The 18292-nt window shown below is 44.4% G+C and carries 16 protein-coding genes; 3 read left to right on the top strand and 13 right to left on the bottom strand.

Features of this window, described 5'->3' with window-relative positions:
* The first annotated feature begins 328 nt into the window (after positions 1–328).
* The 3 genes from hisB to AOC03_RS06290 all read left to right on the top strand — a co-directional run bounded on the left by hisB (position 329) and on the right by AOC03_RS06290 (position 2192).
* On the top strand, positions 329–1012 hold the full coding sequence (gene hisB, locus AOC03_RS06300) for an imidazoleglycerol-phosphate dehydratase HisB (protein WP_227514203.1): 684 nt from the start codon (positions 329–331) through the stop codon (positions 1010–1012).
* Positions 1013–1657 (top strand): imidazole glycerol phosphate synthase subunit HisH, encoded by a 645-nt coding sequence (gene hisH, locus AOC03_RS06295; RefSeq protein ID WP_062534284.1) that lies wholly within the window; start codon positions 1013–1015, stop codon positions 1655–1657.
* A gap of 166 nt (positions 1658–1823) precedes the next feature.
* On the top strand, positions 1824–2192 hold the full coding sequence (locus AOC03_RS06290) for a hypothetical protein (RefSeq protein WP_062534282.1): 369 nt from the start codon (positions 1824–1826) through the stop codon (positions 2190–2192).
* Between the two features lie 89 nt (positions 2193–2281).
* On the opposite strand, the gene AOC03_RS06285 is transcribed toward AOC03_RS06290, so the two are convergent.
* From AOC03_RS06285 to AOC03_RS06225, 13 genes are all read right to left on the bottom strand, one after another.
* Positions 2282–3604: a valine--pyruvate transaminase gene (locus AOC03_RS06285; RefSeq protein ID WP_062534280.1), complete on the bottom strand. Its 1323-nt coding sequence runs from the start codon at positions 3602–3604 to the stop codon at positions 2282–2284.
* A 107-nt stretch (positions 3605–3711) separates the two neighbouring features.
* Positions 3712–6312 carry an ABC transporter permease gene (locus tag AOC03_RS06280; protein WP_062536557.1) on the bottom strand — a complete coding sequence of 867 codons (2601 nt, stop codon included), beginning with the start codon at positions 6310–6312 and terminating at the stop codon, positions 3712–3714.
* 44 nt (positions 6313–6356) lie between these two features.
* Positions 6357–7010 carry an ABC transporter ATP-binding protein gene (locus AOC03_RS06275; RefSeq protein ID WP_062536555.1) on the bottom strand — a complete coding sequence of 218 codons (654 nt, stop codon included), beginning with the start codon at positions 7008–7010 and terminating at the stop codon, positions 6357–6359.
* Positions 7011–7114: 104 nt separating this feature from the next.
* Positions 7115–7975, bottom strand: coding sequence for an arylesterase (locus AOC03_RS06270; RefSeq protein ID WP_227514202.1), 861 nt, complete (start codon positions 7973–7975; stop codon positions 7115–7117).
* Between the two features lie 158 nt (positions 7976–8133).
* Complete coding sequence (locus AOC03_RS06265; protein ID WP_227514201.1) at positions 8134–9387, bottom strand: CynX/NimT family MFS transporter; 1254 nt, start codon at positions 9385–9387, stop codon at positions 8134–8136.
* A gap of 466 nt (positions 9388–9853) precedes the next feature.
* Positions 9854–10099 carry a (Na+)-NQR maturation NqrM gene (nqrM, locus tag AOC03_RS06260; protein ID WP_062534276.1) on the bottom strand — a complete coding sequence of 82 codons (246 nt, stop codon included), beginning with the start codon at positions 10097–10099 and terminating at the stop codon, positions 9854–9856.
* Between the two features lie 130 nt (positions 10100–10229).
* Positions 10230–11384 carry an FAD:protein FMN transferase gene (locus AOC03_RS06255; protein ID WP_084785789.1) on the bottom strand — a complete coding sequence of 385 codons (1155 nt, stop codon included), beginning with the start codon at positions 11382–11384 and terminating at the stop codon, positions 10230–10232.
* A 115-nt stretch (positions 11385–11499) separates the two neighbouring features.
* A complete protein-coding gene (gene nqrF, locus AOC03_RS06250) occupies positions 11500–12735 on the bottom strand; it encodes an NADH:ubiquinone reductase (Na(+)-transporting) subunit F (protein ID WP_062534274.1) in 1236 nt (411 codons plus the stop codon).
* 138 nt (positions 12736–12873) lie between these two features.
* Positions 12874–13482, bottom strand: coding sequence for an NADH:ubiquinone reductase (Na(+)-transporting) subunit E (nqrE, locus tag AOC03_RS06245; RefSeq protein WP_062534272.1), 609 nt, complete (start codon positions 13480–13482; stop codon positions 12874–12876).
* Positions 13482–14153 (bottom strand): NADH:ubiquinone reductase (Na(+)-transporting) subunit D, encoded by a 672-nt coding sequence (locus tag AOC03_RS06240; RefSeq protein WP_062534270.1) that lies wholly within the window; start codon positions 14151–14153, stop codon positions 13482–13484. Before AOC03_RS06240 ends, nqrE begins: the two co-directional genes overlap by 1 nt.
* A 1-nt stretch (position 14154) precedes the next feature.
* Positions 14155–15027 carry a Na(+)-translocating NADH-quinone reductase subunit C gene (locus AOC03_RS06235; RefSeq protein ID WP_062534269.1) on the bottom strand — a complete coding sequence of 291 codons (873 nt, stop codon included), beginning with the start codon at positions 15025–15027 and terminating at the stop codon, positions 14155–14157.
* Positions 15008–16243 (bottom strand): NADH:ubiquinone reductase (Na(+)-transporting) subunit B, encoded by a 1236-nt coding sequence (locus AOC03_RS06230; RefSeq protein WP_062534266.1) that lies wholly within the window; start codon positions 16241–16243, stop codon positions 15008–15010. The genes AOC03_RS06235 and AOC03_RS06230 overlap by 20 nt, the downstream gene beginning before the upstream one ends.
* A gap of 5 nt (positions 16244–16248) precedes the next feature.
* A complete protein-coding gene (locus AOC03_RS06225; protein ID WP_062534264.1) occupies positions 16249–17601 on the bottom strand; it encodes a Na(+)-translocating NADH-quinone reductase subunit A in 1353 nt (450 codons plus the stop codon).
* Positions 17602–18292: the final 691 nt, after the last annotated feature.

Here is an 18292-nt window from a genome sequence, read left to right as displayed (position 1 = left end):
TGGTCGGTAACAGCGTATCATCCGCATAAGGCAAGGATTGATAAAACTGGATAGGCTATTTTAGCAGAATAGCGCCCATTTACGCATGGTTTGCATCTTGGTCATGGCAGTCCTTCCGCGGGTTTGCTATGATAAGGATTACTCATATTTAGTCTGCCTTTATCCTACTGTTTTACGCTAGGAGAAGGTAGGCTGTAGCTCGTTGATAGTCGATATTGAATTAATTTAATGAATATGATTACTGTTTTATGGTTCTCGCATAGAGAACACGATGGGCTGATTGACAGCCCTATTTAATGGATTACTTTTATACTTATATAGGATAGCCATGACCGCCAATACTACTGGACAATCTTCAGATCAAATCCAAAATCAAGCCCAAGCAACATTGACTTCATCAAATAATAATCTACACGGTCGCCCTGCACGTGTCGCAACGGTGACGCGTAATACCGCTGAGACCCAAGTGACCTGTACGGTTAATCTGGATGGTACAGGACAAGGTACTGTCGATACTGGTGTACCGTTTTTAGATCATATGATTGATCAAATTAAGCGTCACGGTTTATTTGATTTAGAAATCAAATGTACGGGCGATACCTTTATTGATGATCACCATAGTGTGGAAGATACGGGCATTACCTTGGGTCAAGCATTTGCCAAAGCGCTTGGTGATAAAAAGGGTATTCGTCGTTATGGGCATTTTTATGCGCCACTCGATGAGTCCTTGACGCGCGCGGTGGTCGATTTATCCGGTCGTCCAGGTTTACATATGGAGATTCCATTTACCCGTTCGCATGTGGGCACTTTTGATGTGGATTTGTTTAGTGAATTTTTCTACGGTTTTGTGAATCACTCGTGGATGACGGTGCATTTGGATAATTTAAAAGGCAAAAATAGCCATCACCAAATCGAATCGACCTTTAAAGCCTTTGCTCGTGCTCTACGTATGGCTTGCGAATATGATGAGCGTGCGCTAAATACCTTGCCATCGACTAAAGAGGCGTTTTAGATGAGTCGTGCCACAAAAATTGCATTATTAGATTATGGTATGGGTAACTTGCACTCAGCCAGCAAAGCACTGTCAGCAGTTGGCGCAGAAGTGTCGATCACTAGTGATCCCAAAGTCGTGGCGGCAGCGGATAAGATTTTTTTCCCCGGTGTTGGGGCGATGCGTGATTGTATCGCTGGCATGCAGGAATCTGGCATTGATGAAGTCATTCGTCATGCTATCTTTAATAAGCCAGTGATGGCTATCTGTGTTGGCATGCAGGCATTATTTGAGCAGTCTGCTGAAAATGGCGGTACGCCTTGTCTCGGCGTTTTAGAAGGCTCAGTACCCGCCTTTAATCCAACGTGGACAGATGAGCAAGGCGCTACCATTAAAGTGCCGCATATGGGCTGGAATACCATTAGTGAGATGGATTTTAGCCATCCGCTATGGCAAGGTATTGAGGACAATGCGCACTTTTATTTTGTGCACAGCTACTACTGTGAGCCGGTTGATAAGACGCAAGTCGCTGCAGTTTGTGATTATGGTCAGCCGTTTTGTGCCAGTATTTTGCAAGACAATCTCTTTGCCACCCAGTTCCATCCGGAAAAAAGCCATACCGCAGGCTTGCAATTGTTAAAGAATTTTGTAGATTGGAAAGTTTAGATAAGAAAGTTTAAATAAGCAGGTTAGCAATACAGTTGAACATAGTGAATTAAAAAAAGGGTGGGTTTGCGTCAGCAGGGCTCACCCTTTTTATTCTGACTTTTAACGCGTATTATTAGCTACTCATATCAGCAATACCACCTGTTCTTAGATTAGGAATAAACCAGTGGATTTTGAAAATTTTAAACTAGGTATTATGGGTATTACCGGACTTGAAAAAGATGCCCTACATATTTATGTGGGCATCAGTGTCTATCTGCTCAGTTTGCTTTTATTCCGCCCCATTTTTAGAAAGTATAGTATCCGCGCTTTTATGGCGTTAATCATGGTGACTGGCTTTGCTTTGTTGGGCGAATATCTGGACAATCGCTCTACCATTAGCGAGCTGGGCGTGTTGGGGATCAGTAGCACCCAGCGCGGTAACAGTATTCATGATTTGATTAATACTTGCTTTTGGCCGTATATGCTTTACGCATTAACTAGATGGACTAATATTTTTCAGCCTGTGACTAAGCCAACAGGGCTATTGAAGTAAAGATAGTAAAATAAGCTGCTGAAGTCAGTTATAACCCACTTCACTCGTTATTGGCAATGAAGTGGATTAATTAATAAATCAATTACACTTTATTTCCCATTATAAAGTGCGCGTACCACTTCTCCAATTACCTTAATGCCATCAATCAATGTCTGCTCATCTGCCGCAATACTCATACGAATACATTCATGCGCATGCGGATACTGGGTCACATCGACACCGGGGAAGAAGTGTTGGCTTGGCACAATCAGAGTGCCTTTTTTCTTTAAAATCTCATACAGCTCGTCGGTGGTAATCTGTAAATCTTTAAACCATAACCAAAGAAAAATAGCACCTTCAGGCTTATGAATCATCATCGGATAATCGCCCATTGCCTCTTTTAACAGGCGTACCGCAGTGGTGGCTTGCTGCTGATAAAACGGCTTAATCTCATTGTCAGACAACTGCTTGATACGGTCGTCTTGTAGCAATGGCGTGGCAATCGCGGCACCAAAACGTGTTGGCGATAAATTGACCACCGCATTTAGCGCACTCACAGCGGCAATGACTTCAGGCGCGGCAACAATGATACCGGTACGCACACCCGGTAAGCCGATTTTGGACAAGCTAAAGCACAAAATCGTATTGTCATCCCACGTTAAATGCGCATCAGAATAGATGATATTGGGGAACGGCATGCCATAAGCATTATCAATAATCAGCGGCACATCATAGCGCTTGGCAATGTCGCTCAATCGGCTCATTTCTTCATCGGTCAGCACGTTGCCAGTAGGATTGGTCGGACGTGAGCAGCAAATTGCGCCAATACGACCTTCAATTAAGGCAGGTAAATTTTCTAACGCTTCAAAATCAACGCGATATTTAAAAAATCCTTCTTCGCCATCGTGGGTAACTGTATCAATATGCGGTAAAACAGCAGCAAAATGCTGACCTTCGACATGCACATCGCTATAGCCAATATATTCCGGCGCTAAGGGCAACAAAATAGACTTGTCTACTGTTTCATTATTGACGTCGTTAAATGCGCCACCGAACAGATTAAATAAATAGAAAAAGGCGTTTTGTGAGCCGTTGGTCAAGGCGACATTATCAGCGCTTAAGTTCCAATCATAATGGCGGTTAAAAAAACCAACTAATGCGTCAATAAAAGCGGCATCGCCTTGCGGATTAGAATAGTTACCGATGCTGGTTAGGGCGGTGCTATTTAGCTCATTCGTGTTATTAGCGTCATCGTTACCTAATGCTCGATACGTCTCTAAAAAAACCTCATTGACGGCATCAATACGTGCAGGATTGCCACCACCCAGCATATTAATCGGCTGATCACTTTTTAGCGCATCGCCTAGGTCGTCCATCAGCTGCGAGATGCCAGTTGGTTGCGTAAATTTTTGCCCAAATTTTGAGAAATTCATAAGAATACCGTCATTTGATAAAGTTGAAAATGTAGCGTTAGTATATCAAATGACAAACTGTAAATGAGCGAAAAGAATACTCGTGTGTAACCTCTTATGATGTGGTTTTATAGCATAGCCCGTACTCGTTCCATAATCCCGCGCCCAATCACCAAGCGCACATAAATAATGGCAATCGCCAATAGTAAGGCAACCAACGCTGCGCCACCAAATAGCAAATTAAACCAGGGCATACTAAATTGTAGATCAAACCAATAAGTAATAGCGACCCATGCGCCGACACTCGCCACCACTACAGCAAACCCTGCTGCACTGATACCTAATAGCCCAAGCTCTAGCATGTTGAGCACATACAAATCGCGCTTTTGCATGCCTAGTAATCGGAACGAGGCACTTTCTTGCATGCGGTCTTGCGAGGTGGATAACAGGGAGCTGATTAATACCATAATGCCGGTCAATAATGCCAAAAGGGTGAAAATATAAACCAAGCGGCTCATTTGCATGACCAAATCTTGCACTTGCTTGGCAATGACGTTGCCATCAATGGTCGTGACCGCAGGAAATCGTCTTACTAAATTGCCTTGCAGCTGTGGAATGTTTTCAGCTGGCACGTGGGCAGTGGCAAATTGGATTTGCGGCGCAGCGGATAACACCGACGGTTCAAAGAGGAAATAAAAATAGGGACTTGGTCCTTTCTCAAAACGGCTGCGGATACTGGTAATTTGCCCGACAATTTCAATACCTTGAATATTAAAACGCACCTGATCGCCCATGCCCACATTGAGCATACCTGCAGCAGTATCTAATATCGACATTGGCGCAATTTTTAGATCGGATGGTAAGTTTTTTTGATTCTGGGAAGGTGGATTGGTAATAGGAGCATACAGCTTGTTTTTTTGCACGGCATCAGTAATGAATTCTGTCTCCATCACCTTATCCGCATAACTTAAATTAAAAACGCGAGTTGGATCATCAAAACCTTCAGCTGGTTTAATATCCTTTGCAGCGACACCATTAGCGGTCACAATACGCGCACGAATCACTGGATAATAGCTGACAGGTGCGCCAATGATGGTATCAATCGCCTCATGCTGATCACTTTGGATATCGAGCAGGAATATATTGGGCGCATCTTCAGGATAAGCGTTAATAAATTGCTCATTAATACTGTGATTGATAATGCTGATAAGGGTCAGTACTGCGACCGATAGCGACAAGGTTACAAAAAACAGCGCCGACTGATTGCCTTTACGCGCTAGATTGTGAATAGCAATACGTTGCATCCAACCTATTTTTGTATAAGTGGCAACGCGCGCCAGTAACCAAAGCCAACCACGTGCCAGCGCCCAGAATATGCCTATAAATATCACTAAGCCTATTAATAATTGCGCTGCCAGTTTCCATGAGCTCACCTCATAGGTAAAGAAGCCATATAACCCCGTAATGACCAGCACATACCATAGTAACGGTATACGCTGATACCAAGATTGCCCTTGGAGTTGTTGACTGTTGCCTTGATTGAGTAAGGTTGCGGGCTTGGTCGTACTGAGTGGGCTGAGTCCACGTTGGGTAATTAATAACGTCAATACTAATGCCAGTACCGTGGTTTTAACAATGCTTAACGGCTCGATAGCAAGCCCAATATCCGAAGGCAAGATAGCGGTCAGATAAGGCTGGCTAAGCTTTAAAAAACCAATACTGAGCACGGTTGCCGTAACACAGGCAAGGATAGCAGTGCTGATAAATAAGCGATAATAACTGCCTTTAATCGCCCCGAGTGGTTCGCCTAATGCCATACGAATGGCATTGCTGGCTTGTTGTTTGGTGACAAAAGCGGTAATCACGCCGTACATGGCGACCGCTGATAATAGTAAGACAGCAATGACCAACAGCTTTAAGAACATCAATACATTATCAGAGATACGTGACACAGCGGTATCTGCGCTTTCAGCATCAGAAAGTTCAATATCAGGATAATTGGTTAAAATTTTGGTCAACTGCTCACGCTGAGTTGCCATCACGTCCGGCGTCCCTGCCAGCTCAATACGATAATTAACCCGACTACGCTGACCCACAAGATTAGTGGCATCCAGTGCATCTTGGGTCATGAGTATGCGCCCGCCAAAACCAAAGGCGGTTAAGGGACGATCGGGTTCTTTGGTCAATACATCGGCAATGGTAAATTGTCCCTCACCAATGCTGATGCGTTCGCCCACTTTAGCCTCTAAGCCGTTTAGCACTTCAGGCGCGACCACCACGCTATCTTTGGTTAACTGTTGCCATAAGGGTTTACCAGATGCGAGCTCCGCTTCGCCATATAACGGATAGGCAGGCGAGACACCTTTTACTTGTGCTAATAACGTTTGTTTTGCCGTTACCACCATCGCGCTAAACTGATAATCGTAAACCGTTTGCGTGTCTTTTAGCGTTTGTACTTGCTGTAAAACATCCGCTGGCCAGTCTTGCTTGCTATTCAATATCAAGTCGCCACCAACCAGCGTGCGCTGATTGTCCTCGATATAGCTATCAACCGATTGTTGTATCGAATCAAGGGTCAGATATGTTGCCAATGATAACGTTAGGGTCAATAAGAATAATATGGGATATACCCAGCGTCGCCACCAGGCGCGGCTCAGCGACTGTGTGCCTAATGTGCGCCCAAATACTTGGCTAAGTATGCCACTAGCATAATCGGTTTCTCTAGCCATGTTGTTAGCCATGTCAGCTTTTACTTTGTCGTGCTGTGGATGCTTCATGATGCCACAACCCGACCATCGTGCATGGTAATCACTCGGTCTGCCATGGCAGCAAGGGCAGGGTCATGGGTCACGACCACTAAAGCAGAACCGACTTGTTGTCTTAAATCCAATAATAGCTGCATCACTTGTGCGGCATTTTGCTCGTCCAAATTGCCCGTAGGCTCATCGGCAAACACAATCTTTGGCTGCGATACCAGTGCCCGTGCTACAGCGGTGCGTTGCTGCTCACCGCCTGATAATTGATTGGGTAAACTGTTCCGTCTATGACCAAGTCCAACGGCATCAATTAATTCATCTACCCGTGCTTTATTCGGACGACGGGCAATATCAAGTGGAAAAGCGATGTTTTCAGCAACCGTCAAGGTCGGTAATAAATGAAAGGATTGAAACACAAAGCCCATATCGCGCTGACGAATGACGGCTAGCGCATCTTCATCAAGACTGCTCAATACTTGACCAGACAATTCAACTGACCCACTATCAGGATAATCCAAAGCAGCCAATAACCCTAGCAAGGTCGATTTACCAGAGCCTGATTTGCCCATAATCACCACAAACTCACCCGCATTGACGTGAATATTGACGTCTTTAATAATCGCTAAAGTTTGCTCACCGACGTGCACCGTTTTGGTTAACTGTGTGCCCATAAGTAAGACGTTAGGTAACGTATCGGCTAGCACGTTTTGTTTTGAGTTTGCGGGCGTGTCTGTTAATGAGGTCATGGTGGGCTCTTATCTGCTGGTGTTTGTGTTTATTTCTGGGTCTGCGTCTGGGTTGCTGCTGGCGTGTTAGTGTTATTCGTATTGCCAGCACGTAATTTTTCGAGCGTTTTTTCAAGCTCAGGTTTTAATATCGGCAGGATATTGTCATTCACCACAATGGTATAACCCTCAGCTGTCGGATGAATGGCATCGGCTTGATTCAGCTTCGGGTCGCCGCCCACACCTGCTAAAAAGAAGGGAATTAGCGGCACATTCATATCTTTAGCAATTCGCGGGTACATATCAGCAAATGCTTGCACGTAGTCAGAGCCCAAATTATCATAAATCTGCATACCGCCTAAGATAACCGTACTGCCATTATCTTGTAACTCGGTAATGGCTTGACGAATATTGGCGTCAACCGTTGCCACATCAATGCCACGGATAGCATCATTGGCACCAATGGTTAAAATGGTGATGTCCGGTTTGGTCTGCGCCACCCAGTCTAAGCGATTAACCAAGCCGGTACTGGTTTCACCGCTCAAACCTGAGTTAATGACCTTAACATTGTTATAGCCAAGCTTGTGTAAGCTCTCTTCTAACTGGGCAGGATAATTGGCATCATTTGCCACGCCCAAGCCTTCCGTTAAGGAATCGCCCAAAGCCAATATTGTCAGCGCTTGCTCATTGGCTTGCTGCCCGTTTTGTGTAGGTGTGTTGGTCGTGGTCGCATTTTGTGTTTGCGAAGGCGTAACAGAGTCATCAGGGGTGGTCACAGGCTCTGGTTTCTGCTGACAACCGCTAAGAGTTATCAATGCTGCCAATATAGCAACGCTCAAAGATACTAAGCGATACGGATATGCTGACGGCTGTTTGTTTAATGTTAAAAATATCTTTTTCATATTTTTCATAGTCTTTCTCATCACCCTATTACCCTAAGTCGTTCGTTTAGTGTAGCAAATAAAAAGGCAGGTTCTGTATTCAACAGTGTTTAATTGTGAATACTGAACCTGCCTGATTTTTTAAAAACGGTCTTATTAAAGATTTTAATGAATGACGACTATTACACTTAAGCTTTTTTACCATCAACCATAATGGGACGACTCACGAGCCATGCAATACCGACGTTAACAATCATAAAAATGAGCATTAACAATAAAGGTAAATCCCAGCTATCGGTCGCTTCATGTAGCCAACCGGTACCCAGTGGACCAAAAAAGGCAATGATATAGCCCACAAATTGCGCCATACCGGACAGCTCGCTCGCCTGATTGGTGGTATAAGTGCGCATCGAAAACAGCATCATACTTAACGTAAAAATAGCCGAACAACCGGCACCCATCAAACCTGCCCATAACCATGCTAAGTCAGTAGACATATAGCTAAGACCAAGGATACCGATGACGTTTAACGTAGCGGCAAACACGGCAAGCGCTTGGATAGGGCGACCACGATTAATCAGCCACGTTAGACTTAAAATCGCTAATGGTGCCATAAACTGAAACACCGAACCCATCTGTCCTGCACTGACGGCACTCATGCCTTTACTGACTAAGATAGACGGTAAAAAGCTAGCAACCGTATAATAAAGTAAAGATTGAAGACCCAAAAATATCCCTATTTGCCACCCTAAACCGGTGCGCCACATGGAGATATCGGACGTGCCCGTGGGCAGGACGGCTTGGGTATCCGCAGAAGAACCCAAGCGCATACGCAAAAAGACCCAAATAACAATGGCGAATAAGCCTAAAATTGACCAGCCACCAAGCGACCACTGCCAGCCCACCTTTTCAGAGAGTGGTAGCACCACGCCTGCCACTATTCCTGCCGTTACGGTCATGGTCAAACTAAACAGACCGGTAACCAGTGGAATATTCTTAGGTGTGCGCATCTTAATGACCGGTGCCGCTAGCGTATTGGCAAAACCAATGGCTAGAGTCAACAGAATAGTACCGGTTAAAAACCCCGTCCACGTCGGAATCACCGCACGGATAATCATACCTATCGTCAGTAGTACAATCATGACAATTAAGGTGTTTTCAATACCAAAGCGCTTACCAATGCTTGGTGAGATAAGCGCGCCCAATGCAAAGGTCAGCATGGGTATTGCGCCCAGCCAGCCGATTTGAGTTTCAGTGATATTTAGGGCATCTTGTACCACGGGCGCAATAGAGCCAAGCGCCACGATTGGCGCGCGCATATTAGTACCCAGCAAAATCATGGCACAAAGTACGAGCCAAAAAGTAAATTTGCAAGAAGGGGTATTAATAAGTTTACGTTTATCCGAGCGTGGCTCAGATTGCAAATTAGAAGGGGTAGACATAGCAGCACGACTATTAAAATAAGAAAAAGGACACGTCATTAATGAGTGACGGTAAACCATGACTCGAAAATGACACCAAAAAAACTCCACCAAGATGGTGATTGATTTATCGGTCAGAATGAGAGAAATTCTTTCAGAGTGCAAGTATTATAGGGTGACTACTCGGCATTTGCAGAACTATAAATAAATGCGAATTATAAACGCAGCTATTAAAACAGCCATCAAAGCGAAATGCGGGATAATCTTATTCTTTTGGATAAAACGAGATATTGAGTATGTGCGAATAAAAGACATACAAAGCAATATAAAAATAGCGTCAAGTACATTGAATCATACTTGACGCTATTATAAAGGCAAATATCAGTATATTACTACCAGCGTATGGTAACAAGTCTACTAAAGTTTACTAGAAATTGATTCAAAACTTATTTAATAGTCGTGCTGTTTTGGCTTCTCTTTTCTTTTATTACAAAGGTTTGCCAAGTGCAGCCGCTTTTAGTGATAGTTCTTGCTGCTCAGCGACAATAGAGTCGCATTTATTGGGATCGTCACCACAGTACGAGCATTTTTCATTGCCCATGAGTTTGGCAACACCGCCACAAGAGCCTCTAAGCGGCTTTTTTTTAACCATATAGCCAATACCCATAAAGATAAAAAACAGTAAAAAGACGCTAAAGGTGACGGCAAACATAGGAAGTAATTGACTAAGCATGAGGTGACCTCGTGTTTAAAAAGTAGGACAAACACCGGTACAGATGAGTGTCTTTTAGTATAACAAAAATTCGCTAATGTTTTTGATTAACAAAGACTTATTGTTATGGTTTAAGGTGGTAAAGTATAAATCATGAAGACTTTTTATCGGCGCGTAGTTGTTGCATGGCAGGCGTTTCTACCACTTGCCAATCGTCAAGTTTATCGGCAGCACCTGATTTGCTCTCATCAGCCAATATGATAAATACCGCAGCGATATTTTGTGCTTTAGCCGTTGCTAGGGCTTTAGCATACGGCATGGCGGTTAATGCCGTTGCCCACGCATCGGCTAGTGCCACCGATTCAGCAGCAACCGTCACCGATGGCGCACCGCCAGCGATTGGCTCGCCTGTGGTTGGGTCAATGGTGTGGCTATAGCGCTTGCCAGCAAAGACAACCGAATTACGATAGTTGCCTGAGGTGGCTAAATGCATTTGGTTACCAGTATTTATCTTGCTACTGTTCATTGGTTGGCGAATAATAGCGATGGTTTGACGCTCACTGACCGTACTGCCTTCAATCGGTGCATCAATCGCGATTTGCCAAGGTTGCTGCTGACCACTAACGCCTGAGGTGGCAACTTCACCGCCGATTTCGACCATATAATTACGAATCTGGTATTTATTTTTTAGCACATCGGCAATCACATCAACGCCATAACCTTTTGCCACGGCTGAAAAATCAAGGGCAACACCGTCCTTGGTTTTATAGATAGTATTTTCTTTTTGCACCACGCCATCAAAGTCAACGAGTGCTTTTGCGGTCGCAATTTCTGCGGCCGTTGGCGGACTTTGTAAGCGCTCAACCGTCATGGTGCTACCAAAGCCCCACGTTTCAATAAGTGGCATTACAGTCGGGTCAAATGCACCGCCTGATTGCTTATAAACTTGTCTTGAAACTTCTAATACATGGCTAAAATCGGCATCAATAATAATGGGAGTGTCTTTAGCCAAACGATTAAATTTAGAAATGGTCGCATTTTCTTGGTAGGTCGACATACTGTCATTAATTTGCTTTAAGCGTTCATCGACTGCCGCTTGAATGGCGGTTTCATCAGCACCATCGGGCAGCTGATAGCTAATATGGTAGCTGGTGCCCATGGTCTCGCCAGTGAGATAGTTATAATCTGGCGTTTGCTGACAAGCGGTTAATACTGACGCGCTGATAGTGATACCCGTTACTAAGGTAAGTTTGCGTAAGTTGTTCTTTTTCAAGTCGCAAGCGCGGTGCTTCATTGTTAGCGTCATAAATAGTCTCCAATAGCAAAAAATGGATTAAAAAAAGGAGCATCATCGTTGACGCTCCTTTTATACATTATTTAGTGACGGTCAAGATGACTGATTATTTACTTAACCACCCGAATTAACCACCAAAATCATCAAGCATGATATTTTCATCTTCCACACCCAAACTATGCAGCATGCCGATTACCGCCGCGTTCATCATCGGTGGCCCGCACATGTAGTACTCGCAATCTTCTGGGTTTGGATGGTTTTTGAGATATTCTTCTAACAACACGTTATGAATAAAGCCGGTATAACCTGTCCAATTGTCTTCTGGTTGTGGGTCAGATAACGCCACATGCCACTGGAAGTTAGAAAAATCTTCTTGGAGCTGATCATAGTCTTCAACATAGAACATCTCACGAATAGAGCGCGCACCATACCAAAAGCTGATTTTGCGATCAGAGTTCAGACGTTTGAGCTGATCGAAAATGTGCGAGCGCATCGGTGCCATACCTGCGCCACCACCCACGAATATCATTTCCGCTTCGGTTTTCTTCGCGAAGAATTCACCATAAGGACCGGCAACCGTGACCTTATCACCAGGTACAAGGCTAAACACCCACGAGGACATTTTGCCCGGTGGAATACCGTCAGGACCACGCGGCGGTGGACTGGCGATACGGATGTTAAACTTAATTAAACCTTTCTCGTCTGGATAGTTCGCCATTGAATACGCACGGATAACCGGCTCATCCACTTTGGAGACATATTTAAAGATATCAAATTTGTCCCAATCTTCACGGTACTCTTTATCAATCACAAAGTCTTTATAATGCACTTCATGCGGTGGCGCTTCTAATTGCACATAACCACCGGCGCGGAAGTTGACCTCTTCGCCTTCTGGAATTTTGAGTACCAATTCTTTAATAAAGGTCGCTACGTTATCATTAGAGATAACTTCACATTCCCATTTTTGTACATCAAAAAATTCAGGGTCAATCTCAATTTTCATGTCTTGCTTAACCGCTACTTGACAAGCAAGGCGCATATGATTGCGAATCTCGCCTTGGGTAAAGTAGCCAGTTTCGGTGGGTAAAATAGAACCGCCACCTTCAATAACGCGGCAGCGGCACTGGGCACACGTACCACCACCACCACATGCTGAAGATAAAAATATACCTTCACTGGCAAGGGTTTGTAATAGCTTGCCGCCTGCTGCGGTTACTACATCATTGTCGGGATTATCATTGATATGAATGGTCACATCGCCTGAACTGACCAGTCTTGAGCGCGCTGCTAAAATAATAGCGACGAAGCCCATGATGATCACGGTAAACATAGCAACGCCACCAATCGCCGTCGTATAATCCATGGTAGGTATCCTTAATCTATGGGATAGGGGAGCGGGTTCACAGTAATGGTGATGCCCGTCCGCCTACCGAATAAATGCATTAAATAGGTCAAATAACTGAGTATGGTTTTAAGCATAAGTGTTGAGATAAACCACCGCTTAAATGGACATGCCACCAAAAGACATAAAGCCAAGTGACATCAGACCAACCGTAATAAAGGTAATACCCAAACCGCGCAACGGCGCTGGAATGTCAGAGTATTTAAGCTTTTCACGGATACCCGCCAAGGTCGTAATTGCAAGCGCCCAACCGAAACCAGCGCCCACGCCATAGACCATAGACTCACTAAAGTTATAATCGCGCTCGACCATAAATAACACACCGCCCATAATTGCACAGTTTACGGTAATTAATGGCAAGAATATGCCCAAAGCGTTATATAGACTTGGCACAAACTTATCTAAGAACATCTCTAGAATTTGTACCACCGCGGCAATCAGACCGATATAACTGAGCAAGCCTAAGAAGCTTAAATCGATATCAGGAAAACCTGCCCACGCCAGCGCACCATCTTTTAAGATGTACTGAAATAATAAATTATTCAAAGGTACCGTAAGTGCCATCACGAAAACCACGGCAACCCCAAGCCCGATAGCTGTGGAGACCTTTTTTGATACCGCTAAAAAGGTACACATGCCTAAGAAGTAGGCGAGCGCCATATTCTCAATAAAGACTGAGGTTATAAATAAACTAACATAATGTCCCATTAGTGACCGCCTCCATGTGCCATGCCTTTAGACTGCGGCTTCATTACAAACTCAGCATCTTCCACTTGTTCTGGTTTCCAAGTACGAATAATGACAATAAACATCGCAATAATAAAGAACGCAGAGGGTGGCAATAATAATAAGCCATTAGGCACATACCAGCCGCCATCAGTGACTGGCTGCAATATCGTCATACCAAACCAACTACCTGAACCTAAGATTTCACGAATGGTTGCCACAAACAATAAGACAGCAGAGTAGCCCATACCGTTACCAATACCATCTAAAAAGCTCGGTACAGGTGGGTTGCTCATCGCAAACGCTTCGGCACGACCCATCACGATACAGTTGGTGATAATTAAACCAACGAAGACCGATAGCCCTTTACTGACGTCATAAGCGACCGCTTTTAGAATTTGGTCAACGACGATAACCAACGAGGCAATAATCGTCATCTGTACGATAATACGGATACTTGATGGAATTTGTTTACGGATAGTCGAGATAAAAAAGCTCGAAAATGCCGTGACTAAGGTCAGCGCCACACTCATGACCAACGCGTTAGCGACGCTCGTCGTCACTGCCAACGCTGAACAGATACCCAAGATTTGCAAGCCAATCGGGTTGTTGTCAAAAATAGGCGTGACTAAAATACTTTTGGTGTCAGCCATGTTATGCCTCCTTGCCGTGTGCAGTGGTTACGGGGGTTGTTGCGGCTTTATCTAACGTCTGACCATCTTCTTTGCGTAGATGATCGAGATACGGCTTATAGCCTTGTTCACCCAACCAGAATTGAATCATGTTACTGACACCGCGACTGGTTAGAGTTGCACCGCTGATGCCATCAACCCAGTTATCTTTTGGATTACCCGCTTTGGTAACGCCCGTAGCAACTGCGCCCTTGTCATCATAAGCATGGATACCTGACCACATCGCGCGCCATTTTGGCTCTTCGATACGTGCGCCTAGACCTGGAGTTTCTTTATGGTCATAAAAGCTAATACCTTTAATGGTATTCATATCACTACCGATGGTTAAGAAGCCATAGATGGTGCCCCAAAGACCATAGCCTTGAATGGGCAACACCACCATTTCAGGTTTGCCGCTGGCATCATTTTTAACATAAACTTTGGCATATTTAGGCTTACGACCAATACTGGCAGGGTCGTTTGCGCCTAAATCTTCGCTCAATGCCTGATTCTTATTGGCTTGACTGGCATCATAAGTATTGCGATCAGGGATACCGACGGCAGCTAGTTGTTTATCATCTAAGTAAGTGCCGGTATTTAAGTCGACGATATCAATATCAAAGTCTTTAAAACGCTCAGCAACATCGGCATTGGTATCAGTCGCCGGATCAAAGAGACCTGCGGCAACCAAGATATTTTTATTACGGTCTAAGCTTGCATTGGTAATTTGCATTGGTTTTAGACCAACGGCTGCAACCGAAACCAATACGGAACACACCAAACATAGCGTTAACGCCACGATGATGGTTTTCATATTGTTACTTTTGGGCTTGAGATTACTTTTGGGCTTGGACATAGCGAACCCTCCGTGCCGTTTGGCGTTTGATATTGGCTTGCGTGACAAAATAGTCAAACAATGGGGCAAATAAGTTGGCAAACAGAATGGCAAGCATAATGCCTTCTGGGAACGCGGGGTTGACCACACGAATCAATACCGTCATAAAACCAATTAAAATACCATATGCCCAACGACCTTTATTGGTATGCGCGGCTGACACCGGATCCGTTGCCATAAATACCGCACCAAAAGCAAAACCACCAATCACTAAATGCCAATAAAATGGTAGATTCATCATCGAATTGGTATCAGAGCCAATCATATTAAAGACCGATGACGTGGCAATCAAACCAATCACGCAACCTAACATGATGCGCCATGAAGCAATCCGCGTCCATAACAGAACAACCGCACCCATTAAAATAGCAAGGGTTGATACTTCGCCAATACTACCTTGGATATTGCCAAAGAAGGCATCGCTCCACGTAATGGCTTGACCATAGACATCAACGAATTTATCTGGTGTTACGCCAAGAGCGGCAAGACCAAGCGGCGTTGCACCTGAAAAGCCGTCAACCGCTGTCCATACCGAATCGCCTGACATATAAGCCGGATAAGCAAAGTATAAGAATGCACGACCGGATAGGGCAGGGTTGAGGAAGTTTTTACCGGTTCCGCCGAATACTTCTTTAGCAACCACGACACCGAAAATGATACCTAAGGCAACTTGCCATAATGGAATATCAGGTGGCAAACATAGTGCATACAGTACTGACGTGACAAAGAAGCCTTCGTTCACTTCATGTCCACGAGTAATGGCAAAGATAATCTCACAGAAAATACCCACGGCAAAAGTGACGATATAAATCGGTAAGAATTGCATCGCCCCATAAACAAAGCACGCCCAAATACTCTCTGGGTTGTAACCGACCATGCCAGTGATAATGGTACGCCAGCCTTCAGGCTGTAGACCAAGCTGCGTCACCGCCGTTAAGGCTTGATGACCGATGTTATACATACCCCAAAACATCGCTGGGAACGTACACATCCATACGGTAATCATAATGCGTTTTAAATCAATACCGTCACGCACATGCGATGAGGCATAAGTAGTCGAGTTTGGTTGACGCAAAAAGGTATCAAACATCTCAAAAATGGCATAATACTTTGCATGTTTGCCACCCTTGGTGAAAGACGGCTCCATACGATCGAACATATTGTGTAAAAATTTCATCGTCGTTAGCCCTCCAGCTCAATGCGGGTTAAGTTATCACGCAAAATATCGCCGAATTCATATTTGCCAGGAGATACGAAGGTGCACAAGGCTAAATCTTCTTCGTCCAATTCAAGTACGCCCAAATCTACGGCGGTGATAATGTCTTCGATAATCAGCGCCCGCAACAGTTGCGTCGGCAAATAATCTTGCGGCATAATCTCTTCGTAGACCCCAATTGGCACCATCGCGCGCGGTGAACCATTGGTTGTCGTCGTGAAGTTATATTTCTTTTTACCAAAGAATTGTGAAATATAAATAGGCAGTTTTGAGAAACGGTTAGAACCGGGCGTCAAGAAATGAAAGGCAGGACGCTCATGACCTTCAGACAAGACACTGATTTGATCATGAAAGCGACCAAGATAGGCGATATTAGCGAACAGCTTACGACCCGAGAGTACAGAACCTGAAATAATTCGGTTCTCACCCTCAATGAGCTGACCTTTGGTCAATGCCGTAATATCAGCACCGCGTTCAGTTGCGACCAGATGCGAATTTTTCACCGCTGGACCTGCAAGACTGAGCAGACGGCGCGTATATAGGCGACCTGTGGTAAATAATTTACCAATGGCAATCACATCTTGATAACCAATCGTCCATACGGTCACGCCGCGCGCGATAGGATGTAAAAAGTGAATATGCGTGCCAGCAAGACCTGCTGGATGCTTGCCTGCAAAGCCATGATATTCAGTGACATTATGAGCTGCCGTTTTGGCAACTGGCGTCAACTGACTATTGCCATGATGACAGACAAAAGTCTTAGGGCTCAGCGTCGATAACACCGCTAAACCGTCATTGAATGCTTGCAGTTGCTCATTAATCAGCAGCATCGGATCAAACGCTAATGGATTGGTATCCATAGCGGTGACAAAGATAGCATGCGGACGCGCACCGATATCAGGGGAGCGGCTAAAAGGACGGGTACGAAACGCCGTCCATTCACCAGAAGCGAGCAGTTGAGTTTCAACAATGTTAGAGTCTAAGTCAGCAAGTTGCTGGGAATCATAGCGTTGAAAGTCTATTTCTTCACCGTTTGGATCAACCGCAATCACAAGGCTTTCAAACACGCGCCGCTCACCACGATTAATGGCGACGACCTTGCCAGCAGCAGGCGCAGTATAAATCACACCGACTCGTTTTTTATCTTCAAAAACGGGCTGACCTTTTGCAACGATGTCGCCTTCTTTGACGTTCATAGTGGGCTTCATACCCAGATAATCATAGCCAACAAGTGCCACATGTGCCGGTCTGTGCTCAGATATCTCGCGGGAGGGTTCACCAGTGATGGGCAAATCCAAACCTTTTTTGATGGTAATCATAAGCGAAAACTTAGTCCATAGTCTAAAACGATACCAGACGTCCTGTTTGGTAAATCGGCAATAATGACTATGAGCGTCTAATTTTAAAAGCCACTTAATCAGCAGTCGCCGAGGGCAAAACTGTGATAAAGTGCCTCAAAAATAACGCTTGGACATTACCGCTTAAGAGTATTAACGCTGACCTTAGACTCCTTAACAACACGTTAAAATCTTATTCTAATTACCAAAGGTGCGACTGGCTACCAAGATGCATGGTAATGCGGTCAGCGCCAGATACCTGCCCAAAGCTTAGTGACAAAGCCAAAGCTTAATGCTAAAGGTAGATATCTAACGTGTTCTGCATTATGCTCATACATTTTATACACATCTTAAAAACTGTACGTTCGGTGTTTTACCATCAGCATGATGCCATTTACCCTCAGTTTTTGCCATGGGGATGACACACTCAAGTGATGGATTTCACACAGAAACAAATACAAATTTGTATAAGATTATACGCTAAACAACCCTAAAATTGCCAGTTAGTAATTGCATTTCTATCATTATAGTGCTTTTGTTACGTGCCAAAATAGGTCGTCAACACTGCATAAATACGTCATTAACAAGGTATACTCTGCTATTCATTGTGTTGAAACTTGTGTTTAGTGCCAAAGTTAATAAGGTACCTACATACGCTTAAAACGAGACCAAA

Source organism: Psychrobacter urativorans, assembly GCF_001298525.1.
GTDB lineage: Bacteria > Pseudomonadota > Gammaproteobacteria > Pseudomonadales > Moraxellaceae > Psychrobacter > Psychrobacter urativorans_A.
This window is presented reverse-complemented; position numbering and strand designations above follow the sequence as displayed.

Excerpts from the sequence above, each read along its gene's own strand:
- hisB (WP_227514203.1), top strand. The coding sequence starts at position 329 with ATGACCGCCAATACTACTGGACAATCTTCAGATCAAATCCAAAATCAA.
- hisH (WP_062534284.1), top strand. The coding sequence starts at position 1,013 with ATGAGTCGTGCCACAAAAATTGCATTATTAGATTATGGTATGGGTAAC.
- AOC03_RS06285 (WP_062534280.1), bottom strand. The coding sequence starts at position 3,604 with ATGAATTTCTCAAAATTTGGGCAAAAATTTACGCAACCAACTGGCATC.
- AOC03_RS06280 (WP_062536557.1), bottom strand. The coding sequence starts at position 6,312 with ATGGCTAGAGAAACCGATTATGCTAGTGGCATACTTAGCCAAGTATTT.
- AOC03_RS06275 (WP_062536555.1), bottom strand. The coding sequence starts at position 7,010 with ATGGGCACACAGTTAACCAAAACGGTGCACGTCGGTGAGCAAACTTTA.
- AOC03_RS06270 (WP_227514202.1), bottom strand. The coding sequence starts at position 7,975 with ATGAAAAATATGAAAAAGATATTTTTAACATTAAACAAACAGCCGTCA.
- AOC03_RS06265 (WP_227514201.1), bottom strand. The coding sequence starts at position 9,387 with ATGTCTACCCCTTCTAATTTGCAATCTGAGCCACGCTCGGATAAACGT.
- nqrM (WP_062534276.1), bottom strand. The coding sequence starts at position 10,099 with ATGCTTAGTCAATTACTTCCTATGTTTGCCGTCACCTTTAGCGTCTTT.
- AOC03_RS06255 (WP_084785789.1), bottom strand. The coding sequence starts at position 11,384 with ATGACGCTAACAATGAAGCACCGCGCTTGCGACTTGAAAAAGAACAAC.
- nqrF (WP_062534274.1), bottom strand. The coding sequence starts at position 12,735 with ATGGATTATACGACGGCGATTGGTGGCGTTGCTATGTTTACCGTGATC.
- nqrE (WP_062534272.1), bottom strand. The coding sequence starts at position 13,482 with ATGGGACATTATGTTAGTTTATTTATAACCTCAGTCTTTATTGAGAAT.
- AOC03_RS06240 (WP_062534270.1), bottom strand. The coding sequence starts at position 14,153 with ATGGCTGACACCAAAAGTATTTTAGTCACGCCTATTTTTGACAACAAC.
- AOC03_RS06235 (WP_062534269.1), bottom strand. The coding sequence starts at position 15,027 with ATGTCCAAGCCCAAAAGTAATCTCAAGCCCAAAAGTAACAATATGAAA.
- AOC03_RS06230 (WP_062534266.1), bottom strand. The coding sequence starts at position 16,243 with ATGAAATTTTTACACAATATGTTCGATCGTATGGAGCCGTCTTTCACC.
- AOC03_RS06225 (WP_062534264.1), bottom strand. The coding sequence starts at position 17,601 with ATGATTACCATCAAAAAAGGTTTGGATTTGCCCATCACTGGTGAACCC.